Source organism: Bosea sp. OAE506 (assembly GCF_040546595.1).
Taxonomy (GTDB): Bacteria; Pseudomonadota; Alphaproteobacteria; order Rhizobiales; family Beijerinckiaceae; genus Allobosea.
The window spans coordinates 2,228,732-2,255,426 of sequence record NZ_JBEPOB010000001.1; the positions used below are offsets into that span (position 1 = coordinate 2,228,732).

At 68.3% G+C, this 26,695-nt stretch carries 27 protein-coding genes; 15 read left to right on the forward strand and 12 right to left on the reverse strand.

Features of this window, described 5'->3' with window-relative positions; translation table 11 throughout:
* Positions 1 to 36: 36 nt before the first annotated feature.
* Complete coding sequence (locus tag ABIE41_RS10850) at positions 37 to 684, reverse strand: class I SAM-dependent methyltransferase (RefSeq protein WP_192644473.1); 648 nt, start codon at positions 682 to 684, stop codon at positions 37 to 39.
* 47 nt (positions 685 to 731) lie between these two features.
* Complete coding sequence (gene mnmA / locus ABIE41_RS10855) at positions 732 to 1,922, reverse strand: tRNA 2-thiouridine(34) synthase MnmA (RefSeq protein ID WP_192644474.1); 1,191 nt, start codon at positions 1,920 to 1,922, stop codon at positions 732 to 734.
* A gap of 237 nt (positions 1,923 to 2,159) precedes the next feature.
* On the opposite strand from mnmA, the gene ABIE41_RS10860 reads away from it, so the two are divergent.
* The 8 genes from ABIE41_RS10860 to flbD all read left to right on the forward strand — a co-directional run bounded on the left by ABIE41_RS10860 (position 2,160) and on the right by flbD (position 10,235).
* Positions 2,160 to 3,785: a flagellar hook-length control protein FliK gene (locus ABIE41_RS10860; protein WP_192644475.1), complete on the forward strand. Its 1,626-nt coding sequence runs from the start codon at positions 2,160 to 2,162 to the stop codon at positions 3,783 to 3,785.
* Between the two features lie 16 nt (positions 3,786 to 3,801).
* A complete protein-coding gene (locus ABIE41_RS10865) occupies positions 3,802 to 4,479 on the forward strand; it encodes a flagellar hook assembly protein FlgD (RefSeq protein ID WP_192644476.1) in 678 nt (225 codons plus the stop codon).
* A 105-nt stretch (positions 4,480 to 4,584) separates the two neighbouring features.
* Positions 4,585 to 4,860: a CtrA inhibitor SciP gene (sciP, locus tag ABIE41_RS10870; RefSeq protein WP_038359348.1), complete on the forward strand. Its 276-nt coding sequence runs from the start codon at positions 4,585 to 4,587 to the stop codon at positions 4,858 to 4,860.
* Between the two features lie 239 nt (positions 4,861 to 5,099).
* Positions 5,100 to 6,770, forward strand: a complete 1,671-nt coding sequence (gene fliF / locus ABIE41_RS10875; RefSeq protein ID WP_192644477.1) for a flagellar basal-body MS-ring/collar protein FliF — start codon at positions 5,100 to 5,102, stop codon at positions 6,768 to 6,770.
* A gap of 110 nt (positions 6,771 to 6,880) precedes the next feature.
* On the forward strand, positions 6,881 to 7,870 hold the full coding sequence (gene fliG / locus ABIE41_RS10880; protein ID WP_354193431.1) for a flagellar motor switch protein FliG: 990 nt from the start codon (positions 6,881 to 6,883) through the stop codon (positions 7,868 to 7,870).
* A gap of 2 nt (positions 7,871 to 7,872) precedes the next feature.
* Positions 7,873 to 8,466: a FliH/SctL family protein gene (locus tag ABIE41_RS10885; protein WP_192644755.1), complete on the forward strand. Its 594-nt coding sequence runs from the start codon at positions 7,873 to 7,875 to the stop codon at positions 8,464 to 8,466.
* Positions 8,467 to 8,475: 9 nt separating this feature from the next.
* Complete coding sequence (gene fliN, locus ABIE41_RS10890) at positions 8,476 to 8,826, forward strand: flagellar motor switch protein FliN (RefSeq protein WP_192644479.1); 351 nt, start codon at positions 8,476 to 8,478, stop codon at positions 8,824 to 8,826.
* 44 nt (positions 8,827 to 8,870) lie between these two features.
* Positions 8,871 to 10,235 (forward strand): sigma-54-dependent transcriptional regulator FlbD, encoded by a 1,365-nt coding sequence (gene flbD, locus ABIE41_RS10895; RefSeq protein ID WP_192644480.1) that lies wholly within the window; start codon positions 8,871 to 8,873, stop codon positions 10,233 to 10,235.
* 15 nt (positions 10,236 to 10,250) lie between these two features.
* Here flbD and ABIE41_RS10900 read toward each other — a convergent pair whose 3' ends face one another.
* The 3 genes from ABIE41_RS10900 to ABIE41_RS10910 all read right to left on the reverse strand — a co-directional run bounded on the left by ABIE41_RS10900 (position 10,251) and on the right by ABIE41_RS10910 (position 12,590).
* Positions 10,251 to 10,580 (reverse strand): hypothetical protein, encoded by a 330-nt coding sequence (locus ABIE41_RS10900; protein ID WP_192644481.1) that lies wholly within the window; start codon positions 10,578 to 10,580, stop codon positions 10,251 to 10,253.
* 149 nt (positions 10,581 to 10,729) lie between these two features.
* A complete protein-coding gene (locus ABIE41_RS10905; RefSeq protein WP_192644482.1) occupies positions 10,730 to 12,181 on the reverse strand; it encodes an MFS transporter in 1,452 nt (483 codons plus the stop codon).
* A 94-nt stretch (positions 12,182 to 12,275) separates the two neighbouring features.
* Positions 12,276 to 12,590: a hypothetical protein gene (locus tag ABIE41_RS10910; protein WP_192644483.1), complete on the reverse strand. Its 315-nt coding sequence runs from the start codon at positions 12,588 to 12,590 to the stop codon at positions 12,276 to 12,278.
* Positions 12,591 to 12,809: 219 nt separating this feature from the next.
* Between ABIE41_RS10910 and flhA the strand changes: the two genes are divergently transcribed.
* Together flhA and ABIE41_RS10920 are read left to right on the forward strand one after the other, a co-directional pair.
* Positions 12,810 to 14,933 carry a flagellar biosynthesis protein FlhA gene (gene flhA, locus ABIE41_RS10915; protein WP_192644484.1) on the forward strand — a complete coding sequence of 708 codons (2,124 nt, stop codon included), beginning with the start codon at positions 12,810 to 12,812 and terminating at the stop codon, positions 14,931 to 14,933.
* An 88-nt stretch (positions 14,934 to 15,021) separates the two neighbouring features.
* Positions 15,022 to 15,903, forward strand: coding sequence for a DMT family transporter (locus tag ABIE41_RS10920; protein WP_192644485.1), 882 nt, complete (start codon positions 15,022 to 15,024; stop codon positions 15,901 to 15,903).
* A gap of 58 nt (positions 15,904 to 15,961) precedes the next feature.
* Here the strand turns inward: ABIE41_RS10920 and ABIE41_RS10925 are convergent, their stop codons facing one another.
* From ABIE41_RS10925 to ABIE41_RS10935, 3 genes are all read right to left on the reverse strand, one after another.
* Positions 15,962 to 16,999 (reverse strand): lysylphosphatidylglycerol synthase transmembrane domain-containing protein, encoded by a 1,038-nt coding sequence (locus tag ABIE41_RS10925; RefSeq protein WP_192644486.1) that lies wholly within the window; start codon positions 16,997 to 16,999, stop codon positions 15,962 to 15,964.
* A 132-nt stretch (positions 17,000 to 17,131) separates the two neighbouring features.
* Positions 17,132 to 17,524 carry a CopM family metallochaperone gene (gene copM / locus ABIE41_RS10930; RefSeq protein ID WP_192644487.1) on the reverse strand — a complete coding sequence of 131 codons (393 nt, stop codon included), beginning with the start codon at positions 17,522 to 17,524 and terminating at the stop codon, positions 17,132 to 17,134.
* Between the two features lie 85 nt (positions 17,525 to 17,609).
* The gene (locus ABIE41_RS10935) at positions 17,610 to 18,011 is read right to left on the reverse strand and encodes a hypothetical protein (protein ID WP_192644488.1); all 402 of its coding nucleotides are present in this window, start codon (positions 18,009 to 18,011) and stop codon (positions 17,610 to 17,612) included.
* A gap of 95 nt (positions 18,012 to 18,106) precedes the next feature.
* Between ABIE41_RS10935 and ABIE41_RS10940 the strand changes: the two genes are divergently transcribed.
* Positions 18,107 to 18,721: a GNAT family N-acetyltransferase gene (locus tag ABIE41_RS10940; RefSeq protein WP_192644489.1), complete on the forward strand. Its 615-nt coding sequence runs from the start codon at positions 18,107 to 18,109 to the stop codon at positions 18,719 to 18,721.
* A gap of 133 nt (positions 18,722 to 18,854) precedes the next feature.
* Positions 18,855 to 19,172 carry a hypothetical protein gene (locus ABIE41_RS10945; RefSeq protein WP_192644490.1) on the forward strand — a complete coding sequence of 106 codons (318 nt, stop codon included), beginning with the start codon at positions 18,855 to 18,857 and terminating at the stop codon, positions 19,170 to 19,172.
* Positions 19,173 to 19,800: 628 nt separating this feature from the next.
* Here the strand turns inward: ABIE41_RS10945 and fliJ are convergent.
* Complete coding sequence (gene fliJ, locus ABIE41_RS10950; RefSeq protein WP_066720298.1) at positions 19,801 to 20,205, reverse strand: flagellar export protein FliJ; 405 nt, start codon at positions 20,203 to 20,205, stop codon at positions 19,801 to 19,803.
* Between the two features lie 244 nt (positions 20,206 to 20,449).
* On the opposite strand from fliJ, the gene ABIE41_RS10955 reads away from it, so the two are divergent.
* Positions 20,450 to 21,676, forward strand: a complete 1,227-nt coding sequence (locus tag ABIE41_RS10955) for an MFS transporter (protein WP_192644491.1) — start codon at positions 20,450 to 20,452, stop codon at positions 21,674 to 21,676.
* On the opposite strand, the gene fliI is transcribed toward ABIE41_RS10955, so the two are convergent.
* Positions 21,663 to 23,003 (reverse strand): flagellar protein export ATPase FliI, encoded by a 1,341-nt coding sequence (gene fliI / locus ABIE41_RS10960; protein WP_192644492.1) that lies wholly within the window; start codon positions 23,001 to 23,003, stop codon positions 21,663 to 21,665. The genes ABIE41_RS10955 and fliI overlap by 14 nt on opposite strands.
* Before the next feature lie 186 nt (positions 23,004 to 23,189).
* Between fliI and ABIE41_RS10965 the strand changes: the two genes are divergently transcribed.
* Positions 23,190 to 23,411: a hypothetical protein gene (locus tag ABIE41_RS10965; protein ID WP_192644493.1), complete on the forward strand. Its 222-nt coding sequence runs from the start codon at positions 23,190 to 23,192 to the stop codon at positions 23,409 to 23,411.
* Positions 23,412 to 23,820: 409 nt separating this feature from the next.
* The gene (gene ctrA / locus ABIE41_RS10970; protein ID WP_192644494.1) at positions 23,821 to 24,522 is read left to right on the forward strand and encodes a response regulator transcription factor CtrA; all 702 of its coding nucleotides are present in this window, start codon (positions 23,821 to 23,823) and stop codon (positions 24,520 to 24,522) included.
* A gap of 169 nt (positions 24,523 to 24,691) precedes the next feature.
* On the opposite strand, the gene ABIE41_RS10975 is transcribed toward ctrA, so the two are convergent.
* Together ABIE41_RS10975 and cheB are read right to left on the reverse strand one after the other, a co-directional pair.
* Positions 24,692 to 25,576, reverse strand: coding sequence for a CheR family methyltransferase (locus ABIE41_RS10975; protein WP_192644495.1), 885 nt, complete (start codon positions 25,574 to 25,576; stop codon positions 24,692 to 24,694).
* Positions 25,573 to 26,688, reverse strand: a complete 1,116-nt coding sequence (gene cheB, locus ABIE41_RS10980; protein ID WP_192644496.1) for a chemotaxis-specific protein-glutamate methyltransferase CheB — start codon at positions 26,686 to 26,688, stop codon at positions 25,573 to 25,575. The genes ABIE41_RS10975 and cheB overlap by 4 nt, the downstream gene beginning before the upstream one ends.
* Positions 26,689 to 26,695 lie beyond the last annotated feature (7 nt).

Sequence of the window (26,695 nt, forward strand, 5' to 3'; positions counted from 1 at the left end):
AGGGGGGCGAGCCGGGGCTCGTCAAGCCTCGCCGTGTCAGACTTTGCCGACGGCGGAGGCGAGCTTGCGCAGCCGCACCACCTTGAAATAGCCGGAACCGACATGGGTGGTCTCGTAGCGCCCGGTGCGCGCGGCCCAGCCGGTCAGGCGGCTGACCTTGAAGTCCGAGCTCCAGCCGACGGCGCGGGCGAGCGGCGCGAGCGCCGACCAGAGCGCCGCGAAGGGCCCGCCATCGTCGACGAGGCGGCTGGAGATCACGATCTCGCCGCCGGGCTTCAGCACGCGATCCATCTCGGTCAGCGCCTGCTCGGGATCGGGCACGAGGGTGATGACGAATTGCGCGGTGACGGCGTCGAAGGCCTCGTCGGCGAAGCCGAGCCGGCAGGCGTCCATCACCATCAGCCCGCGGACATGCGAGAGGCCCTGGCTGGCGACCTTGCGGTTGGCGACCTTGAGCATGTCGAGCGAGAGATCGGCGCCGACGACGCGCGATCCGGCGGTGAAATAGGGCAGGGTCAGGCCCGTGCCGACGCCGATCTCGAGGATGTCGGGCCCGCAGGCGCAGGCGGCGGCCACGGCCTCGCGCTGCGGCCCGGCCAGAAGGTTCTGGTAGATCCGGTCATAGATGCGCGCCCAGACGGCGTAGACGCGCTTCTGGCTTTCGAGATGGTCTGGCACCGGCATGGAGCGGCTCGCGAGCAGGATGGACGGAAGGAGCCGGGTGGCCGGCGTCAGGAGAGGGCGAGGTCGGCGGTAGGCCTCGCCTGCGGCATCCGCAATTCGGGGCGGATGATGGTGCCGCCGCCGAGCACGCGGGCGCCCGGGCCGGCATCGGCATAGATGACGCAGGCCTGGCCGGGCGAGACGCCCTCCTCGTCGGTGGCGAGCTCGACCTTCAGCCCGGTCTCGTCACGCAGCAGCCGCGCCTCGCGCGGGGGGCGCGTCGAGCGGACACGCACGGCGACGTCGAGGCCTTCCGGCGGCAGGGAGTCGAGCGGCATTTCGCCGAGCCAGTTGAGATCGCGCAGCCGGACCTCGCGGACGTTGAGCGCCTCGCGCGGGCCGACGATGACGCGGGCCTCGTCGGCGTCGAGCCGCAGGACATAGAGCGGCTCCGGCGTGCTCAGGCCCAGGCCCTTGCGCTGGCCGACGGTGAAGCGCAGCACGCCCTCGTGGCGGCCGAGCACCCGGCCGTCGAGATGGACGATCTCGCCCGGGCGCGCCGCACCCGGCTTTAGCCGTTCGATAACATCGGCATAGCGGCCATTGGGGACGAAGCAGATGTCCTGGCTGTCGGGCTTGTCGGCGATGCCGAGGCCGAGGCCGAGTTCGGCGGCCAGCGCGCGGGTCTGCGCCTTGTCGATGCTGCCGAGCGGGAAGCGCAGCAGGTCGAGCTGCTCCTGCGTCGTGGCATAGAGAAAATAGCTCTGGTCGCGGCTGGCATCGGCCGCGCGGAACAGGCCCCGGTGGCCATTGGCGAGCTCACGGCCGACCACGTAGTGCCCGGTCGCCAGCGCATCGGCTCCGAGTTCGCGGGCGAGGCCGAGCAGGTCCTGGAACTTCACCGTGCGGTTGCACTCGACGCAGGGGATCGGCGTCTCGCCGGCGAGATAGCTCTCGGCGAAGCGCTCGATCACCGCATCGCGGAAGCGGTTCTCGTAATCGAGGACGTAATGGGGAATGCCGATCTGCTCGGCGACGCGGCGCGCGTCATGGATGTCCTGCCCGGCGCAGCAGGCCCCGGCGCGGTGGACGGCTGCGCCATGATCATAGAGCTGCAGCGTCACGCCGACGACGTCATAGCCCTCGCGCTTGAGCAGCGCCGCCACGACCGAGGAATCGACGCCGCCCGACATCGCCGCCACGACGCGCGTGGCCGCGGGCGGCTTGGCGATGTCGAGGGAGTTGCGGGGCGCGGTCATGGGAAGCGGAGCAGTCCGTCGGTCAAGGGAAATGGAGGCGGCTCTATACCGGCTTTGGCGCGGCGCGGCCAGCCGCGATGGGCAAAACCTGCCGGCCGTCGGGCACCATCCGGCGGTTCTTGCCGCGAAAGCCGCTGCTGCTGCTCGCTAACCTCTTGGAATCGCTGGGATCGTTTCTGGCTCGCGGCTTGCTGGAAGGTCGCAGGGGCTTGCTGGCCCGTGTTGCGGACGAACCGAATGTCGATTCAGCCATTGTCGATTGCCTCTGCGCCTGCCGATGCCGGTCCGCGCCGCCGTGCGGCCGAGCGCGAGCCGAGCGAACGGGAAAGCTTCGTCCTGCCGCAGGACGAGCCGGTCCGCGAGGCGCCGGCCGCCTCCCGCGAGCGCCGCGAGGCGAGCGCAGAGGCCGATGCGCCGGTGCGGGACGGGCGGGAGCCCTCCAGGGCCACTGAGGAGCGCAAGGCGCAAAGCGACGAGGCGAAGTCCGCCAAGGCGGAGGAATCCGGCCAGGCGGACACCTCCGGCGAAGCCACTGCCGACAAGGCGGCCAAGGCCGGGCAGACCGAGCCGCAGAAACCCACCACCGCGCCGGCCGTGGCGCCGAAGCCCGCATCGGCCGCGAAGCCCGATCTCGACGTCGCGGCGCTCGTCACCATCGCCCAGGCGGCCCAGGGCGAGACGCCTGCCCAAGCCCCCGCGACCTTGCCCGGCGCGGCCGTGGCTGCCGGCGCCATCCCCGCGCCTCAGGCCGGCAAGACCGAAGCGACCGCCGAGACGGATGAAGCGGCGAGCCCGGCCGAGGAGTCCAAGGGTGAGGGCGCCCTTCTCGTCGCGCTGCCCGACCTCGTGACCACCGCACCGGTCCCGACCGTCCCGGTGCAGCCCCTCGCCGTTCCCGCTCCGGCCACGACGCCGGGGCCCGCCGCGTCCGCGCCGCCTCAGGATGGGGACGTGCTCGCCGGCAAGGGCGGGACGGCCGCGGCCGCACAGGCCGCCGCCGCGATCGCCGCCCGCATGCCCGCAACTCCGGGTGCCAATCCGCAGCCCGTGTCTGGACAGGCCTCCGGTCCGGAGGTTGCGGGCGCTCCCGCCCCGCAGCCCGGCACCGATGCCTTTGCCGCAGCCGTGACGCTGGCGGCCGAGGCGGCGCAGGCGCATGCCCCGAAGGCGGAAGCCCTCCCGGCCGGTCTGCCGGCCAATGCCGAGGGCGTGGCCAAGCCGGATGCCGCGGTGGCCTCAACCGCCGTGGCGACGGCCGAGTTCAAGCCGCTCGAGCGGCTCGACCAGGCGCTGAGCGCCATCGACCTGTCCTCGCTCACCGCCCAGGGTTCGGCCCGGCCCGATCCGCTGCGCCTGCTCTCGACGCCGGATCCGATCCTGGCCCAGACGCCCGCTCAGCCCGGCCACGCGAGCAACGATAGCCCGCCGACGCCGCTGCATGTGCTGCCGATCGAGATCGGCCTCAAGGCCCTGTCGGGTGCGCGGCAGTTCGACATCCGGCTCGACCCCGGCGAACTCGGCCGCGTCGACGTCACGCTGTCGATCTCCGACACGGGCGAGGTCAGCGCCAAGATGGTCGTGGACCGCGTCGAGACGCTGCATCTGCTGCAGCGCGATGCGCGGACGCTGGAGCGTGCCTTCGAACAGGCGGGGCTCAAGCCCTCCGACAGCGGCGTCGACATCAGCCTGCGCGACCCCTCCGACCAGTCCGGCTTCCGCCAGCAGCGGCAGCAGGACGACACGCCACAGCGCTCGCGCGGACCCTCCGCCGGCGCCGAGACCGGCGACGATATCGCCGTCACCCCGCTCTCCGCGCCACAGCGCCGCTTCGTGCGGCTGGGTGGCGTGGACATGAGCGTCTGAACCAGGGAGGAGCGCCATGGCCGTCTCCAGCACCACGAGCTCGACCTCGAACACCACGAGCACCACGGGCAGCTCCAGCACCGTCTCGGGCGGCGCCGCGATCGCGCAGAACTTCGACCAGTTCCTGACCCTGCTGACGACGCAGCTCAAGAACCAGTCGCCGCTCGATCCGCTCGACACCAACCAGTTCACGCAGCAGCTGGTTCAATTCGCGGGCGTCGAGCAGCAGCTCAAGACCAATGAGACGCTGAGCTCGCTGCTCAGCCTCAACTCGGCCGGCACGGCGACGAGCGCGGTCGGCTTCATTGGCGCGACGATCACCTCCGACGGGGCGACGACGCGGCTGGAGAAGGGCAAGGCCGAGTGGCAGGTCAACGTGCCGCGCGGCGGCGTCGCGACCATCACGATCAAGGATTCGAAGGGCAGCGTCGTGCAGACGCAGACCAAGACCCTCGTCGCCGGCGACCAGAAATTCACCTGGGACGGCAAGACCTCGACCGCGCAGACGGCGGCGGACGGCGAATACACGGTCACGATCGACGCCAAGGATACGGCGGGCGCCGTGATGACGGCCACGACCAAGATCAGCGGTGTCGTCGACGGCGTCGACTTCACCGGATCGATCCCGACGCTGAAGATCGGTGCGATCAGCGTGCCGATCGACAAGGTGAAGAGCGTGGTGCGGACGCAGTGAGGCGAATCAGCAATGGCGAAAGCCGTGGGTTTCGCCTTAGGCAAATCTTAAAGCGGTAGCCCTATGCTCGGCACAAGTAGCTCTGTTGAGTTGTGTGAGTGTACCATGACCGAGCCTTTGCGACCGCGGGTGAAATACGTGATCGGACCGGACGGAAGTCCGCTGACGATCGCCGACCTTCCGCCGATGAATACCCGCCGCTGGGTGATCCGGCGCAAGGCCGAGGTCGTCGCCGCCGTGCGCGGCGGCCTTCTCAGCCTCGAGGAAGCCTGCCAGCGCTACACGCTGACGGTGGACGAGTTCCTGAGCTGGCAGATGTCGATCGACCAGCACGGCCTGGCCGGTCTGCGGACCACCCGGATCCAGCATTACCGCCAATGATCGCAGCCCTGCTGCAGGATGCCACCAGGCGTCGGTCCCCGGACCGGCGCCTTTTTCGTTTTCGGGCCGGTCATCAGGGCCCGCGCAGGGCTTTGCCCACCGCCTTCTGGCCCGGCCTGGGACAATCTTAACGCCCCGCCGGCAAAAATTAACCAGACGCTAACCACGCACCGGGAAAAACTTGCCTAGTGACCCGCGACCGGAAGCGGGCAGGACGACTTTGTGAAACGGATAGCGGCGTGAGCGGCATCGTCGAACAGTTCTCGCGTTTCGGGGCCCCGCGCCTGGCGGCGATGCTGGCGGTCACGCTGGCGCTCGTCGGGTTCTTCGCTTTCGTCATGCTGCGGATGTCCCAGCCCGCCATGGGCGTGCTGTTCTCCGACCTGTCCTCGCAGGACGTCAGCTCCATCCTCAAGGATCTCGATGCGCGCGGCGTGAAGTACGAGCTGCGCGGCGACGGCCAGACCATCCTGGTGGACAAGACCGTCGTGCCGCGGCTGCGGCTCGATCTCGCCAGCAAGGGCATCCCGGCCGGCGGCGGCGTCGGCTACGAGATCTTCGACAAGGGCGATGCCTTTTCCTCGACGAGCTTCGTCCAGAACATCAACCACATGCGCGCCCTCGAGGGCGAGCTGTCGCGGACGATCCGCTCGATCAGCCGGGTCCAGGCCGCGCGCGTGCATCTCGTCATTCCGGAAAAGCGCCTGTTCGAGCGCGATCGCGAGCCGCCGCGCGCCTCGATCGCGCTCAAGCTGGCGGGCGAGCTCGATGCGGCGCAGGTCCGCGCCATCCGCCATCTCGTCTCCTCGGCCGTGGACGGGCTGAAGCCCGAGCGGGTCTCGATCGTCGACGAGCGCGGCCGTCTGCTGGCTGACGGCGCCCAGTCGGACAACGGCGCCGGGCTCGGCATCGAGGAGCGCCAGGTCGGCATCGAGCGCCGGCTCAAGCTGCAGATCGAGGACATCGTTGCCAGCATCGTCGGCCATGGCCGCGCCCGGGTGCAGGTTTCGGCCTCGCTCGACGTCAACCGGATCGAGAGCCGGTCCGAGACCTTCGATCCCGAGAGCCGCGTCGTCCGTTCCAGCCAGAACCGGACCGAGGCCTCGACGACCTCCGAGGGCGGCGGCGCGGTTTCGGTCGGCAACGAATTGCCCGGCGCCCAGGCAGGGCAGGGCGGCAACACGCCGCGCGACAACTCCCAGAAGAACGAGGAGGTCGTCAATTACGAGATCTCCAAGACGACGCGCACGGAAGTCCTCGAGGGTGGCCGGGTCAAGCGGCTATCGGTCGCCGTGCTGGTCGACGGCACCTATACCCGCGGCGCCAATGGCGAGGTGACCTACCAGCCGCGCAGCAACGAGGATCTGGAGCGCATCGGCCAGCTGGTGCGGACCGCCGCCGGCTTCGACGAGACCCGCGGCGACAAGCTCGAGGTCGTCAATCTGCGCTTCGCCGAGGCGCCGCCGGCAGCGACCGACCTGGTCGAGCAGAGCCTGATGCAGCAGCTGCTCTCCGTCACCAAGGAGGACATTACCCGCTTCGCCGAGATTGGCGTGATCGCCCTGCTGACGCTGATCGTGCTGATGGTGGTGGTGCGGCCGCTGCTCAAGCAGGTTCTGGCGCCGGACCCCGGCGTGGCGCGCGCGATCCCGATGTTCATGCGCAACGGCGTCGCGATGGTGCCGGCCGACACGACCGGCGATCCGTCCGCACCGCGTGCGCTGCCGGGCGCCGACGGCGTCGATCCGCTCAGCGTCGATATGCCGTCCGAGCGCATGCTCGCAGTCGCCCAGATCAAGGGCCAGCTCAAGGCGCAGTCGGTCGAGAGGATCGGCCAGATGGTCGCGCAGAACCCGGCGGACAGCGTCGCGGTGCTGCGCACCTGGATCCACGAAAAAGCCGCGGCATGACGGGTCACTGAGCCATGGCCGAAGCACGTTCCCTCGCAGCGCGCGCCCCTGAAGGCCGAGATATCGGCTCGATCGAAGGCGGCGGTATCGGCGTCACCAACGTTGACGAGATGACCGGCCCGCAGCGGGCCGCGGTCATCCTGCTCGTGCTCGGCGAAGAGCATGGCCGGAAAATCTGGTCGGAGTTCGACGACGAGGAAATCCGCATCATCACCCGCGCGATGGCGGAGCTCGGCACGGTCGATTCCGACGATGTCGAGCGGCTGATGCTGGATTTCGTCGGCAAGCTGTCCAGCGCCGGCGCCGTGACCGGCTCCTTCGACCGTACGATCTCGCTGCTCGAGAAGATCCTGCCGACCGACCAGGTCGCCATGATCATGGAAGAGATCCGCGGCCCCGCCGGCCGCAACATGTGGCAGAAGCTCGGCAACATCGACGCCGTGGTGCTCGCCAACTTCCTGAAGAACGAATACCCGCAGACGATCGCGGTGATCCTCTCCAAGATCCGGCCGGACCATGCCGCCAATGTGCTGCGCAACCTGCCGAACGATCTCTCGATCGAGGTGGTCGGGCGAATGCTGCGGCTCGAATCGGTGCAGAAGGAAGCGCTCGACCATATCGAGAACACGCTGCGCACCGAGTTCGTCGCGACGCTGACCCAGACGCGGCGGCGCGACCCGCACGAGATGATGGCCGAGATCTTCAACGGCTTCGACCGCCAGACCGAGATGCGCTTCCTCTCCGCGCTCGACGTCTCCAACCAGGATTCGGCGGCGCGCATCCGGGCGCTGATGTTCACCTTCGAGGATCTCGGCAAGCTCGATCCGGCGGGCCTGCAGACCTTGATGCGCCAGGTCGACAAGGACACGCTGACCCGGGCGCTCAAGGGGGCCAGTGAGGCGATGCGCGTCTTCTTCTTCAGCGCCATGTCGCAGCGCGCCGTCAAGAACATGCAGGACGACATTCAGAGCCTCGGGCCGCTGCGGCTCAAGGAGGTCGACGAGGCGCAGCAGAAGCTCGTCGCGCTGACCAAGGACCTCGCCGACAAGGGCGAGATCATCCTGTCCAAGGGCAATGCCGAAGACGAGCTGGTCTATTGACGATGGGCAGCGCGACCAAGTTCACCTTCGGGACGGATTTCCGCGAAGGTGGCCGCAGGGCGGCAGGCGAAGCCGACATCGCGGCAGCACGTGCCGAGGGTTTCGCTGCCGGCGCCGAGCAGGGGCGGCGCGAGGCGGAAGGCCAGCTCAACGCGCTGGTCGCCCAGCTGGCGCGGGCCGCCGAGCGTCTGGTCGCACAGGAAGCGACCCATGCGGCCGAGGTCGAGGCGCGCGCAGCCTATGTCGCCATCGTCGCGGCGCGGGCGCTGGCGGGCGCGGCACTGGGCGAGCGGCCGCTCGCGGGCCTGGAGCAGGCGCTGCGCGAGTGCCTCGCACATGCGCGGCTCGCGCCGCATCTGGTGATGCGGGTGAACGAGGGCGCCGTGGAATCAGCCGAGGCGCTGGTCAAGCGCCTCGCGCAGGAGACCGGCTTCGCCGGGCGCCTGGTGGTGCTGGGCGAGCCCGACATCGCGCCCGGGGACGGGCGCATCGAATGGGCCGAGGGCGGCTTCGTGATCGAGCGGGAGCGGCTGGGACAACTGGTCGACCAGGCCGTTGCGACAGCGTTTCCCGGCTTTCGGCCCCCTGTGGAGTAAGGACGCGCGATGAGCACGGACAACGATCTCAAGCTGCCGCCTCTCAATCCGGCAGATCTCTCCTTCGACCACAACGACAGCTCGGTCGCGCGGTCGGGGCCGGTGCCGGTCAAGACGGCGGAAGACCTCGAACAGGTCTTCGACGTGCCGGTGAACGTCTCCGCCGTGCTCGGCTCGTCGAAGATCGCGATCGGCGACCTGCTGCAGATCGTGCCCGGCGCCGTGCTGGAGCTCGACCGGCGTGTCGGCGAGGCAATCGACATCTTCGTCAACGAGCGCCTCGTGGCGCGCGGGGAGGTCGTCGTCGTGGAGGACCGGCTCGGCGTCACCATGACCGAAATCATCAAGGCCGACCGGTAAGTCCCGGCCGACCCGTCACGTCTTTACGCAGGAGGGCCTCAGCCATGCGTCTCATCATTGCCGGCGGTCTCAAGGGACAGCTCATCGCGGCCGCCAAGATCGCGATCGCGCATGGCGCCAACGTCACCCATACCGAAAGCCTGGAGCAGACGCTGGCCGTGCTGCGCTCCAAGGGCGCCGACCTGCTGATGGTCGAGGTCACGCTGCCGGTGGCGCAGTTCGTGGCGGCGCTCGAGGCCGAGCGCATCCGCACCCCGATCGTCGCCTGCGGCACCTCGACGGATGCCCGGGCCGCGGTGGCGGCGATCCAGGCCGGCGCGCGCGAATACGTGCCCCTTCCGCCCGATCCGGAGCTGATCGCGGCCGTTCTGGAGGCCGTCGCGGCCGACCAGTCCAGCCTGATCTGGAAGGACCCGGCGATGGAGCGGGTGGTCCAGCTCGTCGGCCAGATCGCGCGCTCGGACGCGCCCGTGCTGGTGACCGGCGAAAGCGGCACCGGCAAGGAGGTGATCGCACGGCATCTGCATCAGAAGTCGCTGCGCAAGGACAAGCCCTTCGTCGCGGTCAACTGTGCCGCGATCCCCGATAATCTGCTGGAATCCGAGCTGTTCGGCCATGAGAAGGGCGCCTTCACCGGCGCCATCGCGCGCCGCATCGGCAAGTTCGAGGAGGCCAATGGCGGCACACTGCTGCTGGACGAAATCTCGGAGATGGATGTCCGCCTGCAGGCCAAGCTGCTGCGCGCGCTACAGGAGCGGATGATCGATCGCGTCGGCGGCACGACGCCGGTGAAGGTGGATTTGCGCATCATCGCCACCTCGAACCGCAATCTCGGTGACGCGGTGCGGGAAGGCTCGTTCCGGGAGGACCTGTTCTACCGCCTCAACGTCGTGCATCTGCGGCTGCCGGCGCTGCGCGAGCGGCCGGGCGACATTCTGGCCCTGGCCGATCACTTCGCCCGCAAATATGCCGAGCTGAACGGCATGCCGCTGCGGCCGATCGCGCCGGATGCGCGCAAGCTGCTGCTGACCAACGCCTGGCGCGGCAACGTCCGGGAACTGGAGAACACGATCCACCGCGCCGTGCTGCTGGCGCGCGGCAACGAAATCGGCACCGAAGCGGTGATGACCCCCGAGGGCGAGACGCTTGGCCCCGCCTCTGGACGCGACAGCGCCGCCCGTGCCGCTCAGACCGCCGAGGCCATGACACGCTCGCTGGTCGGCCATACGGTGGCCGATGTCGAGCGCGAACTGATCCTCGACACGCTCGACCATTGCCTGGGGAACCGCACCCATGCGGCCAAGATCCTGGGAATCTCGATCCGCACGCTGCGCAACAAGCTGAGCGAATACACCTCCGCCGGGATCACCGTGGCGGAGCCGGGTCAGGCGCGCGTCAGCGCGCTCTGACCCTTCGCAGCCGCGTCACCAACGGCGGCGGTAGTAGCGCGGACGCGCATAGTACCGCGGACGGGCATAGTAGCGGGGCCGGGCATAGTAGCGCGGCCGGTAATAGGCCCGCGGGCGGGCGTAATAGCGCGGCCGGCGACGATAATAATAGTACTGGCTGTAGTCGGCCTCGGCCTTGTCGAGCCCGTCCTTGACCTCGGCCGTGACGGCCTCGTCATCGCGCGCCGGCACGGGAGCCGGGGTCGGCGCCGGCTGGGGCTGGGCCGCCTCGGCAACGGCCATGCCGCCCAGGCTGGCTGCCGCCATGCCGCCGATCAGAGACATGATGAATGAACGTCTGTCCACGAGATCCTCCGATGGATGTTGTCGTTGCACCGTCGCCGGCATCCTAGGGGCAAAAGGACGGTTTGGGATAATGCATTCGGATGATGCTTTGTTCCGTTCGGTATCAATTGCGCTGAACCCGCGGCGACGGGCCGGCTGCAGGCGTAGCGTCAATCGGCTGCGTTGAGCGGGCGGGCGATGCTTTCGAGCGGGCGTCGTTCCGCGGGGATCGCAAAACGGGCCGCGATGACCGCCGCCGCCAGCATCAATGCGGCGCCCAGCAGGTAGCCGGCGAAGACGCTGCCGCGCGAGCCGGTGTCGATCAGCGCCCCGAAGAGCCAGGGTCCGGCGACGCCGCCGACACCGGTTCCCACCGCATAGAAGGCCGCGATCGCCAACGCGCGCATCTCGACCGGGAAGGTCTCGCTGACGGTCAGATAGGCCGAGCTCGCCGCGGCGGAGGCGAAGAAGAAGACCACGCTCCAGCACAGGGTGAGCTGCTGCGCAGTCAGGACGTCCCGCCAGAACAGATAGCCCGTGCCCGTCAGCAGCAGGCCCGACAGGGCGTAGGTCGCGGCGATCATTGTCCGGCGGCCGACCGTGTCGAACAGGCGCCCGAGGATCAGCGGACCCAGGAAGTTGCCGGCCGCGAAGGGCAGGATGAACCAGCCGATGGACTGGGAGGGGACTTTGTAGAAGTCCGTGAGGATCAGCGCATAGGTGAAGAAGATGGCGTTGTAGAAGAAGGCCTGCGCGACCATCAGCGACAGCCCGACCAGCGCGCGCGGGCGATGGACGACGAAGAGGACGTGGAAGACCTCTCGAAGCGGCGTCACCGCACGCGGCCTCAGATGGGTGAGAGGCAGGCGTTCGCCGGGGTCATAGGTGACGCCGGCGCGAGCCTCGATCGCCGCGACGATGGCCTCCGCCTCCTGCGTGCGGCCATGGCCGATCAGCCAGCGCGGACTCTCCGGGATCCACTGCCGCAGAACGAGGATGATCAGGCCCAGGGCTGCGCCGATGAAGAAGGCCAGGCGCCAGCCGATTTCGGGGTCGATGACCGCCGGATCGAGCAGGACGATGGCCCCTACGGCGCCGAGCGCTGCGCCGATCCAGAAGGAGCCGTTGATGACGAGATCGACCCAACCTCGCACCCGCGCCGGGACGAGCTCCTGGATGGTCGAGTTGATGGCCGTGTATTCCCCGCCAATGCCCATGCCGGTGAAGAAGCGGAAGACGATGAAGCTCCAGAAATTCCAGGAGAAGGCGGTGGCCGCCGTCGCCGCCAGATAGACCAGCAGCGTCAGGGTGAAGAGCTTCTTGCGGCCGAGCCGGTCCGTCAGCCAGCCGAAGAAGAGAGCGCCGATGACGGCGCCGGCGAGATAGGCCGCCCCGGCCATGCCGACCTCGGCATTGCTGAAGCGCAGAACCGGGCTGTCCTTCAGCGCGCCGGAGACCGAGCCCGCCAGCGTCACCTCCAAGCCGTCGAGGATCCAGGTCACGCCGAGCGCGACCACCACCAGCGTATGGAAGGGCGACCATGGAAGCCGGTCGAGCCGGGCGGGGATCGCCGTGGCGATCACGCCGGGCGCCGGCCCTGCACTGGGGACGGGCTCTGCCATGTGAAAGGACCTCCAGGCTCGCCCTGCGTCCCGGATCGACGGGGCGCCACGAAAAAGGGCGGCGGCTTGCGCCGCCGCCCCTCGATTGTCGCGCTCAGCGCACGATGATGCGGCGCCGGACCACCGGACCGCGACGGCGGCCATAATAGGGGCGCGGACGGCGGCGCACGATGACGCGCTCGCGCACGATCGGGCGGCGATAGGGCCCGCGGCGACGAACGACGCGCTCGCGCACCACGACCTGGTTGAAATCGGCATCGGTCTTGTCGAGGGCCGCCTTCGTCGCGGCGTCCAGCTCCCCGGCCTTGACCGGCATCTCCGTCTCTGCGGCCTGCGCGAAGGCGATACCGCCGACGCTGGCGGCGGCAAGGCCGCCGAACAGGCTCATCACGAATGAACGTCTATCCAAGGTCGTTCTCCAGTAGCTGTGGTTTTTGATAAAACCAGGTCAACCACCCCAACCCGATGGGGCGGGCCGAATGGGGCCGCACCGCGGCCATACGATAACGGTCCGTTCAGGAAAGGGTTCCGTGCCCGACTATTTCGACCGTCTTAACCACTCGTTCACCCTATGCCCGGCAAGAATTGCCGAGTGCGCGCGGGTTTCGCGCGGGGAGCGGGCTGGTCGATGACCGATGTAACGGCACCAGGAACGGGCGGCGGCTTCGACATGAGCCGCGGGGGGCTGGGGAAGCTCCTCAATCGCCCGGACCTGTTCCTCGCGATCGGCGTCATGGGCATCCTCGTGGTGCTCATCTTCCCGCTGCCGAGCATCCTGCTCGACATGCTGCTGGCGCTCTCGATCATCCTGTCGGTGCTCGTGCTGATGACCGCGCTCTTCATCGAGGAGCCGCTGGAGTTCTCGGCCTTCCCGACCGTGCTGCTGATCGTCACCATGTTCCGGCTGGCGTTGAACCTCGCCTCGACGCGCCTGATCCTGGCGCATGGCCATGAGGGCACCTCGGCCGCCGGCCATGTCATCGAGGCCTTCGCCAATTTCGTGATGGGCGGCAATTTCGTGATCGGGGTGATCGTCTTCACCATCCTGATCATCGTCAATTTCGTCGTCATCACGAAGGGCTCGGGCCGCATCGCGGAAGTCGCGGCCCGCTTCGCGCTCGACGCCATGCCCGGCAAGCAGATGGCGATCGACGCCGATCTCTCGGCCGGCCTGATCGACCAGGAGGTCGCCAAGGTCCGCCGCAAGGCGCTCGAGGACGAGGCGAATTTCTTCGGCTCGATGGACGGTGCGTCCAAGTTCGTGCGCGGCGACGCCATCGCCGGCCTGCTGATCACCTTCATCAACGTGCTCGGCGGCATCATCATCGGCGTCGCGCAGCAGGGCATGACCTTCGGCGCGGCCGCCCACAACTACACCCAGCTGACGGTCGGCGACGGCCTCGTCAGCCAGATCCCCGCCCTGATCGTCTCGACCGCGGCGGGCCTGCTCGTCTCCAAATCGGGCGTGCGCGGCGCCGCCGACAAGGCGCTCGGCAAGCAGCTCTCGGGCTATCCGAAGGCGCTCGGCATGTCGGCGGCGGTGATGCTGCTGATTGCGATCCTGCCCGGCATCCCGATGCTGCCCTTCCTGACGCTGGCGCTCGGCTCGGCCTGGCTCGCGCGCCATTTCGGGCAGCTGGCCAAGGCCCGGGAAACCGAGGTCGCGGACGCAGCCCAGGCGGCCTCGCCGCTGCAGGCGGACGGGACGCCGAAGGAAGAGACCCTCAACGACCTGCTCAAGCTCGACGAGCTGAAGATCGAGATCGGCTATGGGCTGCTGCCGCTGGTGAACTCGGCGGGCGGGCAGGACCGGCTGACGGACCAGGTGCGGGCGCTGCGCCGCCAGCTCGCGGCCGAGCTGGGCTTCGTTATGCCGGCGGTGCGGATCGTCGACAACGTCCAGCTCGAGGCGAACCACTACTACATCAAGATCAAGGAGATCGATGCCGGGCACGGCATCGTCTATGCCGGCCAGTACATGGCCATGGACCCGATGGGCGGCAGCGTGAACCTGCCCGGCCACAATGTGCTGGAGCCGACCTTCGGCCTGCCCGCGACCTGGATCGACGGCGCGCTGCAGGACGAGGCGCAGCTGCGCGGCTACACCGTGGTCGATGCCGCGACGGTGATCTCGACGCATCTGACCGAGGTGCTGAAGTCGCACATGCCGGAGCTGCTCTCGCATGCCGAGGTTCAGAAGCTGCTGCGCGAGCTGCCCAAGGACCATTCCGATCTGGTCAAGGAGATCGTGCCGAGCCAGATCTCGACCACGGGCATCCAGCGCGTGCTGCAGCTCCTGCTCTCCGAGCGCATCTCGATCCGCGATCTCGCGACGATCATCGAGGGCATCGCCGAGGCCGCAGGCGGGATGAAGAACCCGCGCGACATCGCCGAGCATGTCCGCATGCGCCTGTCCCGCCAGATCTGCGCGCAATTCTCGAACGGACAGGGCCTGCTTCCGATCATCACGCTCTCGCCGGCCTGGGAAAGCGTCTTCGCCGAATCGATCATCGGCCAGGGCGAGGATCGCCATCTCGCCATGCAGCCCTCGCGGCTGCAGGAATTCGTCCATCAGGTGCGCGACAAGTTCGAAGATGCGGCGCGCATGGGCGAGATGCCGGCGCTGGTCACCTCCGGCATGGCGCGGCCCTTCGTGCGCCAGATCATCGAGCGCTTCCGCAGGGAGACGCCGGTGCTCTCCCAGGCCGAGATTCATCCCCGCGTGCGGCTGAAGACGGTCGGCACCGTCTGAGCGGGCACCGGCGCCGCCCGTTTCCACGGGGCGCCGATGCCGGCAGTGCAATGGTGAGGCCGCCCCGCCTCGCCTAAGACGGCTGGGCATGTCGCGCAACGCCGCCCTCTTTGCCCTGCTCTGCCTCGTCTGGGGACTGACCTTCCTGCCGGTCAGGATCGCCTCCGCGCACACCTCGCCGCTGCTGCTCGCCGCAGCGCGCTTCGTCATCGCCGGGGGGCTGCTGCTGCTCTGGGCCGGGCGGGATGCGGGCAAGGTGCCGCGCGCCGCCTGGCCGCGGCTGATCGGCACGGCGCTCTTGGTCAACACTGCCAATTACGCCTTCCTGTTCTGGGGCGCGGCCCATGCGCCCTCCGGCCTGTCCGCCATCGTCAACATGGCGACGATCCCGATCTGGACGCTGATCGCGGTGCGGCTGATCGAGGGGGAGGCGATCACCGGACGGCGGATCCTGGCGATCGCGCTGGGAACGGCGGGGCTGGGCTTCCTCTTCGGCCAGCGCCTCGCAAGCGGGGTGGCGGCGCGCGATGCGCTCGAAGCCTGGGGGCTGGCCTCGGTCGCCTTCGGGACGCTGTGCTACTGCATCGGCGCGGTGCTGAGCCGGCCGATCGCGGGGACGATGCCGACGCTGACGCTGGCGAGCTGGCAGACGGCGATCGGCGCGGCCGGGCTGATCGTGGTGACGCTGGTGCTGGAGCCCGTCGGCACGGCCCAACTCGCGGGATTGCTGGCCTGGCCGGTGGCGCCGGCGCTCGCCTTCCTGGTCGGGGCCGGCTCGCTGATCGGTTTCACGATCTTCATCCGGCTGCTGCGCGACTGGGGCGCCTTCGGGGCCGGGCTCTACGCCTTCGTCAGCCCGGTGATCGCGGTGATCGCCGGCGTGCTGCTGCTCAACGAGCCCTTCGGCCGCAGCGAGGCGATCGGCGCGGCGCTGATGTTCGCGGCTGCCGCGATCGCGCTCAGGCGCTGACCGGCATCCTCGCGCACCGGCTTGCTCCGAAAACCGGTTCCCGCCTTTGGGGGCGGTGCTATGGCGGCGGGGCGATGCGCGTGTTGCGCTTGAGCTGGGCGCGCTCAAAGGCCAGCACCACCGGCAGGGACACGACCAGCGGGATGATCAGGTAGAACATGCGCCAGATCAGCAGCGCTGCGAAGACGGCCGGCGCCGGCATACCTGGCATTACCGCCAGGAACACCGCCTCCATCACGCCGACCCCGCCGGGCACCTGGCTGAGCAGCCCGGCCGAGAAGGAGAGCAGGAAGGCGCCAAGCACGATCATGAAGCCCGGATTGCCCTGCTCGGGCAGCGCGAAATAGATGATGCCGGCCGCGCCTGCGAGTTCGAGCGGCGCGGCGAGATATTGCCGGAAGACGATCGGCAGGCGCGGATAGATGATCTCGAGCTTGCCCAGCTTGAACGGCCTGAACTTGAGCCAGGAGCCGATGGTGTAGAGCGCGACGAAGCCGAGCATGGCGACGCCGATCAGCCTGGCGCCATTGTCGCCGATTGCGAACCAGGGCGAGAGCCGGCCGAGCGGGCGCAGGATCTCGGGCTCATAGAGCAGGACGAGGCCCATGAGCAGGATCGTCCCGAAGGCGAAGGTGAAGGAGCACAGCGCGACCAGCACCGCGACCTCGCCGGCGCTCAACCCCTTGGCCGTATAGGCCCGGAACCGCACCATGCCGCCGGAAAACACCGAGGCGCCGATATTGTGCGACAGCGCGTAGGTGACGAAGGAGCAGACCGAAATATAGAGCCAGGAGATGCCCTTCTCCTTGCCGAGATGGAGCAGGGCGATGCGGTCGTACCAGGCGAGCGCCGCATAGGCGACGAGGGTGGCGAGCGCGGCGTGGAAGAAGGCATCGGTGGGGATCACCGCGATCTTCTGGCCGATGCGGCTCGCGACGATGCGTAGATTGTCCCAGAAGCTGCCCTGGGCGAGCAATGCGTTGATCGCCTCGTCCGTCCCGGCCTCGGCCTTGAGCTTGTCCCAGAGAAGGTCGACGGACCAGACGACCGCGACGAGCCCGATGATCGGCCAGAGGTAATCCAGATAGCGCTTCATGAGACCCGCTGGCTGCGAGGGGCGTGGGAGGTCGGCGAAAGCGGCGCAGCGACGAGCGCGCCTTGCGCCTGTGTGCCAGCGGGCCAGGGTAAGGGCAAGCGGCGTCGCCGCCGCCTGCCGTGTCGTGGATCGCTATTTGCCGTTGGCCTTGAGCCAGTCGCGCATCATCGCGATCTCCTTTTCCTGATCGGCGATGATGCCGGTCGCGAGCTTCTTCAGCGCCGGGTCCTTGCCATGGGCGAGCATGACCCTGGCCATGTCGATCGCGCCCTGGTGATGCGGGATCATGCCACGCACGAAATCGGCGTCGGCATCGCCGGTGAAGGCGATGTCCATGTCCTTGTGCATCTTCGCGTTGGCGGCCTTGTAGGCGGTGGTGGCGGCGCTGTCGGCCGCCTTCGCGGCGGGTTTGCCGTGGCCGGCATGGGAGCCGTGGCCCTGATGCTGTTGGGCGAGCGCTGTGCCGCCGAGTGCAAGCGCGGCGACGAGGCCGAGGGCGAGGCGGGTGGGAACGGAACCTGTCATGGGTGGTCCTCGATGAAGACGGGAGGCCGCGGCGGCACGAAGGCCGGGCGTGCTAATCCCTCGAAACGAAAAAGGGCGGAAGGGTTCAGGCCGGGCTGCGCCGCGGCGGGCGCTCCGCCGGCTCCGGCGTCCGCTCAGGCTTCGCCGTTACCGCCACGGGGGTTAGGCTGTGCCAGCCGACCGGGTCGCTGGTGACGGGCAGGGCAGGGGCCTCACCCAGTAGGCCGCAGCCGAGAATGCAGCAGGAGGGCATGGCGTGCTTGGGCGCTGCCGGCGTCGTGTGGTGATGGCCGGCCTCCCCATGGCAGGGCGTCGGCCCCGCGGCGGCTGGGTGTGGCTGGGTGTGGCCGGCGCCCGGGGTGGCATGGCTTGCAGCCAGCGTCGCATGGGGCAGCACGGCGAGCAGCATGATCGCGAGTGCGACAGCGAGCCGCGCCAGCGCGAGGCCGCGCCCGCCTGTCCCTGCCCGCTGATGCCGCTTCGCCATGAGGTGATGTCTCCGCCCCGATCATGTCATGATCGCGGCAGGGCGCCAGCCGAATCCGGCCGGGCGCCGGTCCCCGTTCCACCGCCCAGGCCGACATGACCCAGACCCTGACCATCAGCCTCACCGGCACCACCGACCTGCCGCCCGGCAAGATCGCCGCCATCGTCACCTCGCTGGAGATGTTCGCGAGGCCGCCCGAGCGGCCCGATCCGCCGGGTCTGGAGGGGTTTGCGCTGGAGCGGCTCGGCGCGGACGAGCTCGATCGCTATCTCGCGATGTATCGGCGGCTGGGCGAGCGCTGGATGTGGTTCAGCCGGCTGGTCAAGCCCCGCGCCGAGGTGGCGGCCATCCTCGCCGACGCGAATGTCGAGACCTACATGGTTCGCCGCGAGGGCACCGATCAGGGCCTGCTCGAACTGGATTTCCGCGTGGCCGGCGAGGCGGAGCTCGCCTTCTTCGGGCTCGACGAGGCCGTGCTGGGCCAGGGCGCCGGTCGCTGGCTGATGAACCGGGCGCTGGCGCTGGCCTGGGCGAAGCCGATCGCCCGCTTCTGGGTCCACACCTGCACGCTCGACCACCCCTCCGCGCCGGAATTCTACCAGCGCTCGGGGTTTTCCGTGTTCAAACGGGGGGTGGAGGTCGATGACGACCCGCGGCTCAAGGGGCAGATGCGCCGGGACTGCGTGCCGCATCATCCGGTGATCGGGTAGGGGGCGAAGCTGGGAGATGGCGATGGGCCAGCTTTCGACCCTCGGCTGACATGAGATACGATAAGCTTTCATGAGCTGTGTAATGATAGCTAGATAATCGCATGACGCCCTTGGCCGGACACCGGAGTGCCACTTGAGATTTGGCATCAATCTTCGCGGCGACCTCGCAAAGCTCGGCGATGAAGAACTTGCCTCGCAGCTTGAGACATGTCTGGCCTATCGTGAATGGCTTGAACCGCAGACTGGCGATTGGGTAAGCCGATGGGTGTACAAGATCGGCTTGGCAATGCCCTTCGGCAGAGGCCCTTTGCACGCCCCCATCTTTTACCGAGCGATGGGACGCCCTTTCGGCCGCTCTTTCAACGGTCGCTCGCTAGGGGATCTCTACGTCTTGGATTGCGAGATCAAAGACATCATCGATGAACTAAAGCGTCGAACGCGCGCAGCGTGACTGAAACACTCCAGCGCCTGACTAGTGTCTGCTTACGACCCATTGCAGAAGGCCCGGAGTTGGCAAATCGCAACTAAATGTTCAGCTCAGTTGAACCAAGAAGCCCAGTATCGAAATGAACGCTGGCGGTCAGCCGTGATTGCTCCTGACGTTGTCGACACGGGCCGCACGATGGCTCTTATTGGCTTCGCTCTTTTTATCGTCGGCTTCCCGTTTTTCTTAGGATTAGCGGAGGCATCGTTCAGATCGGCGCTTCTCATTGCCTCGTGCTACTTGGGCTTGTCCCTTGTCGTTTCAGCCGTATTCGCGTGGTCGTCTCAAACCGGACAGGGCCTCGCCTTCGCAATCCTGCTCATACCAGCATACTTGGCCATGTCGGCAGCGGCTTGGTGCGCTGGGCGCTCGATGGATTGGCTTATTCGCCGCTGGCGGGGCTGAGAAGCTAAGCTCGCTGCATCAACGTTCGCGTCGGGTCCAGTCGCGAGTGCGCCCGAACAGAACTGGAGCTAGTGGCTGCTTCCGACCCGATGCAGACCTTGGTTTCGGGACGCGCGCTACTCCCTGCGCGCAACAAAAAAGCCCGCCGGAACCCCGGCGGGCCTTTGAACCTCACGACTTCAACCGCGGCTCACGCCCTTGGGCGCAAACCGATCGAGTCCATCATCGCCTGGTCGCGGGCGGCTTCGGCGGCGCGCTCGGTCGCCTTCTCGCGGTCGTCGAGGATCTCGACCTTCTTCATGTCCTCGAAGGCCTCCTGGAGTTCGGCCTTGGCCTCCTCGAGCTGGCCCTTCAAATTGTCGGCGGACTGGCGGAGATTGTCGCGGCGGCCCAGCGCCGCCTTGGCATAGGTCGGGTAGGCGAAATGGGCGGGGTCGGAGATTCCGGCCCGGGCTTCCTCGCTCTGGATCTCGCGATCCAGATCGCTCGCCATGCGGTGGAAATCTGCGATCATCATCTCGATCTGGCTTACCCGGCGACGTTTCTCGTCCACCTGGAAGCGCTTGAGACGCAGTAACGTGTCTCGCGACTTCATGTCGTTTCCAACTCCTGATCACGCATGGGGCGCGCGCCGACCCCTCGGCGCTCGCCCGGAACTCCTGCCGCGAGACAAAAAGCACAATGGCGCAAGGAGGTTGATCGTTCCTTACCGGAAAGCCTCGCATTCGCTGCATGGGCAGCGCGCGCGGCTGCTGCTGACGCATGACGGCGGCAGCGGGTAGTAGCGGGGTGTCCGGGCCGCTCCCGCGCCCCGCCGCCTGCCTCCGGGATTGCCCGCCTTGCCAGCCTTTCCGCGCCTTCCCGAGCACGGCCTGCTGATCTGCGGCCTCGTCGTCACCCGCATCGTCGGCTGGGGCTCCACCTTCTATGCGCTCTCGGTCGTGTCGCGCGACATCCAGCGCGACCTCTCCCTGGACGTCACCACCGTCTTCGGCGGCATCACGCTGCTCCTCCTGACCGGGGCGGCGCTGGCGCCGGCCGTCGGCCGCCATCTCGACCGATCCGGCACGCGCGGCGCGATGTGCCTGGGCGCGCTGTTCTGCGCGCTCGGCCTCGTGCTGCTCAGCCTCGCGCAGGGGCCGATCAGCTATCTGGCGAGCTGGGTCGTGATCGGCATCGGGCATGCCTTCTCGCTCGCCAATGTCGGCGGCGTCACGATCGCGCATCTGGTCGGGCCGCAGGCGCGGCGGGTGATCGGCCTGATGATGCTGGCGACAGGCCTGTCCTCGACGGTGTTCTGGCCGCTCACCGCCGCCCTCTCGGCCGGTTTCGGCTGGCGGACGACCTGGCTGATCTTCGCGGCGATGCAGATTGTGATCGTGCTGCCGATCTATGCCGCCGTGCCCCGCTACCGCCAGGGCGCAGCCGACGTTCCTGTGTCTGCCGCCGGTGCACCGCGCCCGGACGAGGCGCGTGTCGCGCCGGTCGATCGCCGTACGGCGTTCTGGCTGGTCGCGGCGATCTTCTCCGCGAGCGGGCTGGTCTCCTGGGGCCTGCCGCTGCATCTGATCGACCTGCTGCAGAATGCGGGGATCGGTGCGGCGGAGGCCGTCGCCATCGCGGCGCTGAGCGGGCCGGCGACGCTGCTGGCGCGGCTCGTCGATGCGACGCTCGGCGACCGGCTGCCGGTGGAGCGGACGGCGCTGGCCGGGCTGGTGCTCGGCCCGCTCGCCTGCCTGATGCTGGTGGTGCTGCCGGGCACGCCGCTCGCCGCGAGCGGCTTCGTGCTCTGCTTCAGTGCCGCCATGGGCGTGATCTCGGTGGCGCGGGCGACGCTGCCGCTCGCGCTGTTCGGCCGCCAGGCCTATGGCACGCTGATGGGCCGATTGACGGTGCCGCAGAACCTCGCCTTCGCAGCGGCGCCGCTGCTCTTCGCCGCGATGATCGAGCATCTCGGGCGCGACCAGGCGCTGGTCGCCGCCGCCGCGATCCAGGGGCTGGCCGTTCTAGCAATGCTGGCGCTGCTGCGTCTGCTCGGGCGCGAGCGCGGCCTCAGCCGTTCATGATGGTGGCGAGCCGGGCATAGCATTCGCCCAAGGGTGTCGCGTCGTCCTTGGCCTGCTTCAGGAAGCCCTCCAGCGCCGGGTTGAGCCGGATCGCCTCGTCGACCTCGGGCGAGGCGCCCTGGCGATAGGCTCCGAGCCGGATCAGCTCCTCCATGTCGGCATAGGTCGCGAGCGTGGCGCGCGCCTTCTGCACGACCGGGTAGAAGGCCGGGTCGCAGGAGCGGGGCATGGTGCGCGAAACGGATTTCAGCACGTTGATCGCGGGGAAGCGGCCGCGCTCGGCGATCGAGCGCTCCATCACGATATGCCCGTCGAGAATGCCGCGCACCGCGTCGGCGACCGGCTCGTCATGGTCGCCGCCGTCGACGAGGACGGTGAAGAGGCCGGTGATGGCGCCGTCGCCGATGCCGGGGCCGGCGCGCTCGAGCAGGCGCGGCAATTCGGCGAAGACGGTCGGCGTATAGCCCTTGGTGGTCGGCGGCTCGCCGGCGGCCAGGCCGATCTCGCGCATCGCCATGGCGAAGCGGGTCACGGAATCCATCAGGCACATGACCTGCCGGCCCTGGTCGCGGAAATACTCCGAGATGGTCAGTGTCGTCAGCGCGGCCTGCTTGCGCATCAGAGCGGGCTCGTCGGAGGTCGCGACGACGACGACGGACCGCGCCAGACCCTCGGGGCCGAGATCGTCCTGCAGGAACTCCTGCACCTCGCGGCCGCGCTCGCCGACGAGGCCGATGACGTTGACGTCGGCGCGGGCATAGCGCGCCAGCATCGACAGCAGCACCGATTTGCCGACGCCGGATCCGGCGAAGATGCCCATGCGCTGGCCGAGGCAGCAGGTCAGGAAGGCATTGAGTGCGCGCACGCCGAGATCGAGCGGGCGACCGACGCGGCGGCGGGAATGCGCCGGGGGCGGGTCGTTGCGAAAGGTATAGAGGTCCTCGCCCTGCGGCAGAGGCGGGCCGCCATCGACGGGGCGGCCGAGCGCATCAACGACGCGACCGAGCCAGGCGGGCGTGGGTTTGAGGCCCGGCGCCGCCTTGTCGATATAGACGGGGCAGCCGCGGCGCACACCGTCGAGCCCGCCGAAGGGCATGACCAACGCCCGGTCGCCCGAGAAGCCGATGACCTCGCAGGGCACGCGGCTGCCGGGCGCGATCTCGATGCCGACGCGCCCGCCGAGGCTCATCGCGCCGATCGGCCCCGCAACCTCGACCAGCAGCCCGCGCACGGCGTTGACGCGGCCATAGACAATGACGGGGTCGAGCCCCGCGATCGTGGCGGCGAGGCCCGAGAGTCGATCCTGGCCGTTGGCGGGGCTGTTCATGCTCGTCCCGGTTAACCTCTCGGCGGCAGGGCGGCAACCGTCGGGCTGCGTCCGCCGACGCCGCCCCCGGCGCAGCGGCAGGGGCCAGCCGGATGCGGCCAATTTGAATCGGATTGCCTGTGGAAACACAACCACGCGGAAAGGCACCCGCTCCTAGGCCGGACGGATCTCACACCGGACCGGCCGATGATCCTCGCGCTCGCCTTGTTCACTCTGGGAGCCTGCGCCGGGCTCTTCCCCGATGGCCTGCAGCGCGCGGTCATGCTGCTGCTCGCGATCCTGCTGCTGTTTGCGTCCTGGGTGCTGCTGGGCGCGGTCGACATCTTCAGCTTCTTCGTCTTCGCCGGCCATCTGCTGGCGCTCGGCTCCGGCTACCTGACGGGACTTTATTACCAGAGCCGCTCCTGAGGGCCGTGTCGCGCCGTCCTCGCCTGCCACGAAACCGCGCCAGGGCTGTGCGAAACCTTGCAAGCGACCGGGCGCGTTTACCCTTCATTAAGCCGGCCGATTAACACTGTGTATCGAGACTGCGTCGTGCCGAGGGAGCCTTTCCGGCCCGAAGCGCGGCATGGTCTCCGCGAAAGCGTCTTTCGCGGGCGAACAGCGTCACGATCCGTGTCAAATTCGACTCACCTCGACAAGGATCGCCGGCTTTCCCCAAGGAAGCGCTTGCGCACGGGAATCACGGTTTGTTAACCATTTCCTCGTAGCGTGTCGCGTGGCGTTTCAACGGGCAAGTACGTCGTCGTCCTGAGCCGTGGGGGTTCGGACGAGAAGAGCGGTCAGCTTGCCTGCGGGCGAAATTGGGGACGTGGACATGCGGGTTCTGCTCATCGAGGACGATAGCGCGACCGCCCAGTCGATCGAGCTCATGCTCAAATCCGAGAGCTTCAACGTCTACACGACGGATCTCGGCGAAGAGGGCGTCGATCTCGGCAAGCTCTACGATTACGACATCATCCTGCTCGACCTGAACCTGCCCGACATGTCCGGCTACGAGGTTCTGCGCTCGCTCCGGGTCGCGAAGGTGAAGACGCCGATCCTGATCCTCTCCGGCCTTGCCGGCATCGAGGACAAGGTGAAGGGTCTGGGCTTCGGCGCCGACGACTACCTGACCAAGCCCTTCCACAAGGACGAGCTGGTCGCCCGCATCCACGCCATCGTGCGCCGCTCGAAGGGCCACGCCCAGTCGGTCATCACCACGGGTGACCTCGTCGTCAATCTCGACACCAAGACCGTCGAGGTCGATGCGGCCCGCGTCCATCTGACGGGCAAGGAATACCAGATGCTGGAGCTGCTCTCGCTCCGCAAGGGCACGACCCTGACCAAGGAAATGTTCCTGAACCACCTTTATGGCGGCATGGACGAGCCCGAGCTCAAGATCATCGACGTCTTCATCTGCAAGCTGCGCAAGAAGCTCGCCAATGCGTCGGACGGCAAGAACTACATCGAAACGGTCTGGGGCCGCGGCTATGTGCTACGCGAGCCGACCGAGGCCGAGGAACGTATTCCGGCCTGACCGGTTGCCGAGCTGCGGGCCGTCATATGGCGGTCACGAACATCGCGCATGTTGATCGCAACCTGATCGTCGGATGTACACGACAGGTTGACGGGGACCCCGCCGGAAGGCGGGGTTTTTGTTTGTCTGGAGCATGGATGCGGGTCGTGCAGGCCGAGCGGCGGCCGGCTCAGTAGCGCAGGCCGGCCGTGGCGCGGACAGGCTCTAGCGGCAGGCCGAGGCCGGCGGGCTGGGCGTGGATCGAGCCCTGGCTGCGATAGATGCCGCGATGCTGGCGGTCGGGCACGATCAGCGTCGAGATGCCGATCACCGTCTCGGCCGCGCCGAGCAGCATCGCACCCTGCGGCACGAGGCGCGGCGCCATGCCATCCAGGACCTTCGCCTTGGTCGGCACGTCGAAATAGATCAGCACGTTGCGGCAGAAGATGACGTCGAACTGGCCGAGATGGCTGCTCGATTCCAGCAGATTGTGCTGCCGCAGCTCGACCATGTCGCGCAGCCGCTCGGAGATGCGCCATTTGTCGCCCTCCTGATGGAAATGCTTCAGCAGCATCTGGATCGGCAGGCCGCGCTGAATCTCGAACTGGCTGTAGATGCCCTTGCGGGCCCGCTCCAGCACCTCGCCGGAGATGTCCGTGCCGACGATCTGGATTTTCCAGCCTGCCAGACGCGGCGCCATCTCGTCCAGGATCATGGCGATCGAATAGGCTTCCTGGCCGGTCGAGACCGCGGCGCACCAGATGCGCAGCGACCGGCTGGCGGCGTTCGTCTGGAGGCGCTCGGGCAGGATCACGTCCCGGAACAGCTCGAAGGGCGTGTGATCGCGGAAGAACAGCGTCTCGTTGGTCGTCATCGCCTCAACGACCGCATGTTCGAGGGCCGGGTCGGTGCCGAAGCGCAGCGACTGGACCAGCGCCGCGAGATCGGCGATCCCGCGCCGGCGGCACAGGATCCCAAGGCGGCTCTCCGCGAGGTAGCGCTTGTCCGGGCTCAGCGCGAGGCCCGAGCGCTGCAGCAGCAGCTGCCGCAGGAAGGCGAAATCGGATTCCGTCATGACGGCTGCCCCGTCCGGACGAGGCTGCGGATGGCCGGGCCGATGTCGTCGAGCGGGATCACCGTCGAGGCCTGCTGGGCCCGCACCACCGAGCCGGGCATGCCCCAGATCGTGCTGCTCTGCTCGTCCTGCGCGATGACGGCGGCGCCCGCCCGGCGCAGCGCGCCGGCGCCCTCCGTTCCGTCCGAGCCCATGCCGGTCAGCACGAGGCCCAGTGCGGCGGAGCCGAGATGGCGCGCGGCGTCGTTGAAGAGCACGTCCACGGCAGGCCGACAGAAGCGGACCGGCGGACCGTCGCCGATGCTCGCGGTGATGTGCCCCAGCCTCCGGTCGATGCCGAGATGGCGGCCGCCCGGCGCGATGTAGATCGTGCCGCGCACGAGGCGTTCGCCGTCGAAGGGCTCGCGGGCGGGGATCCCGATATAGCTCGCGATCTGCTCCGCAAAGGAGGCGGTGAAGACGGGCGGCATGTGCTGGACCACGAGCGTCGTCAGGTCATGCAGCGCATCGCCGATGTCGAAGAGCACCCGAGCCACGGCGCGCGGGCCGCCGGTCGAGGCGCCGATCACGAGATAGCGCGGCACGACGGAGACGAACTGGCGCAGGCTCGTCGTGCTGGGGGGCGTGAATTCGACGTCGAACTCGTAGGGCAGGGGGCCGGGGCGGGCCCGCGCCTGCGCGACATTGCCGAGCTTCAGCAGGAACTCGCTGCGGAAATCGAGGGAGAGGGTCAGGCCGCTGCGGCTGTCGGGCTTCGAGACCACGTCCATCGCGCCCTTGGTCATGCATTCCAGGGCGATGCGCGTGTTGCGCTCGGTCAGCGTCGTAGCCAGCAGCACGCCGGTATGGGGGCTTTCCTTCAGGATCTGCGGCAGGGCGGTGGCACCGTCCACGCCCGGCATGTCGAGATCGAGCACCATGACGTCGGGCTTGAAGCGTCCGGCATGGGCCACGGCGGTCTCGCCGTCGCCGGCGACGGCGACGAGATGGAACTGCCCGCTCTCGCCGAGCCAGCGCGCGAAGAGGCCGCGCACCACCACCGAATCATCGGCGATCACCACTGTCTTGTGGCGGCCGGGCGGCGGATTGCCGGCCGAGGAGAGCCTGTTCATGCGCCGG

Coding starts and splice junctions, on each gene's coding strand:
- ABIE41_RS10850 (WP_192644473.1), bottom strand. CDS start 684: ATGCCGGTGCCAGACCATCTCGAAAGCCAGAAGCGCGTCTACGCCGTC.
- mnmA (WP_192644474.1), bottom strand. CDS start 1,922: ATGACCGCGCCCCGCAACTCCCTCGACATCGCCAAGCCGCCCGCGGCC.
- ABIE41_RS10860 (WP_192644475.1), top strand. CDS start 2,160: ATGTCGATTCAGCCATTGTCGATTGCCTCTGCGCCTGCCGATGCCGGT.
- ABIE41_RS10865 (WP_192644476.1), top strand. CDS start 3,802: ATGGCCGTCTCCAGCACCACGAGCTCGACCTCGAACACCACGAGCACC.
- sciP (WP_038359348.1), top strand. CDS start 4,585: ATGACCGAGCCTTTGCGACCGCGGGTGAAATACGTGATCGGACCGGAC.
- fliG (WP_354193431.1), top strand. CDS start 6,881: ATGACCGGCCCGCAGCGGGCCGCGGTCATCCTGCTCGTGCTCGGCGAA.
- ABIE41_RS10885 (WP_192644755.1), top strand. CDS start 7,873: ATGGGCAGCGCGACCAAGTTCACCTTCGGGACGGATTTCCGCGAAGGT.
- fliN (WP_192644479.1), top strand. CDS start 8,476: ATGAGCACGGACAACGATCTCAAGCTGCCGCCTCTCAATCCGGCAGAT.
- flbD (WP_192644480.1), top strand. CDS start 8,871: ATGCGTCTCATCATTGCCGGCGGTCTCAAGGGACAGCTCATCGCGGCC.
- ABIE41_RS10905 (WP_192644482.1), bottom strand. CDS start 12,181: ATGGCAGAGCCCGTCCCCAGTGCAGGGCCGGCGCCCGGCGTGATCGCC.
- flhA (WP_192644484.1), top strand. CDS start 12,810: ATGACCGATGTAACGGCACCAGGAACGGGCGGCGGCTTCGACATGAGC.
- ABIE41_RS10920 (WP_192644485.1), top strand. CDS start 15,022: ATGTCGCGCAACGCCGCCCTCTTTGCCCTGCTCTGCCTCGTCTGGGGA.
- ABIE41_RS10925 (WP_192644486.1), bottom strand. CDS start 16,999: ATGAAGCGCTATCTGGATTACCTCTGGCCGATCATCGGGCTCGTCGCG.
- copM (WP_192644487.1), bottom strand. CDS start 17,524: ATGACAGGTTCCGTTCCCACCCGCCTCGCCCTCGGCCTCGTCGCCGCG.
- ABIE41_RS10935 (WP_192644488.1), bottom strand. CDS start 18,011: ATGGCGAAGCGGCATCAGCGGGCAGGGACAGGCGGGCGCGGCCTCGCG.
- ABIE41_RS10940 (WP_192644489.1), top strand. CDS start 18,107: ATGACCCAGACCCTGACCATCAGCCTCACCGGCACCACCGACCTGCCG.
- fliJ (WP_066720298.1), bottom strand. CDS start 20,205: ATGAAGTCGCGAGACACGTTACTGCGTCTCAAGCGCTTCCAGGTGGAC.
- fliI (WP_192644492.1), bottom strand. CDS start 23,003: ATGAACAGCCCCGCCAACGGCCAGGATCGACTCTCGGGCCTCGCCGCC.
- ABIE41_RS10965 (WP_192644493.1), top strand. CDS start 23,190: ATGATCCTCGCGCTCGCCTTGTTCACTCTGGGAGCCTGCGCCGGGCTC.
- ctrA (WP_192644494.1), top strand. CDS start 23,821: ATGCGGGTTCTGCTCATCGAGGACGATAGCGCGACCGCCCAGTCGATC.
- ABIE41_RS10975 (WP_192644495.1), bottom strand. CDS start 25,576: ATGACGGAATCCGATTTCGCCTTCCTGCGGCAGCTGCTGCTGCAGCGC.
- cheB (WP_192644496.1), bottom strand. CDS start 26,688: ATGAACAGGCTCTCCTCGGCCGGCAATCCGCCGCCCGGCCGCCACAAG.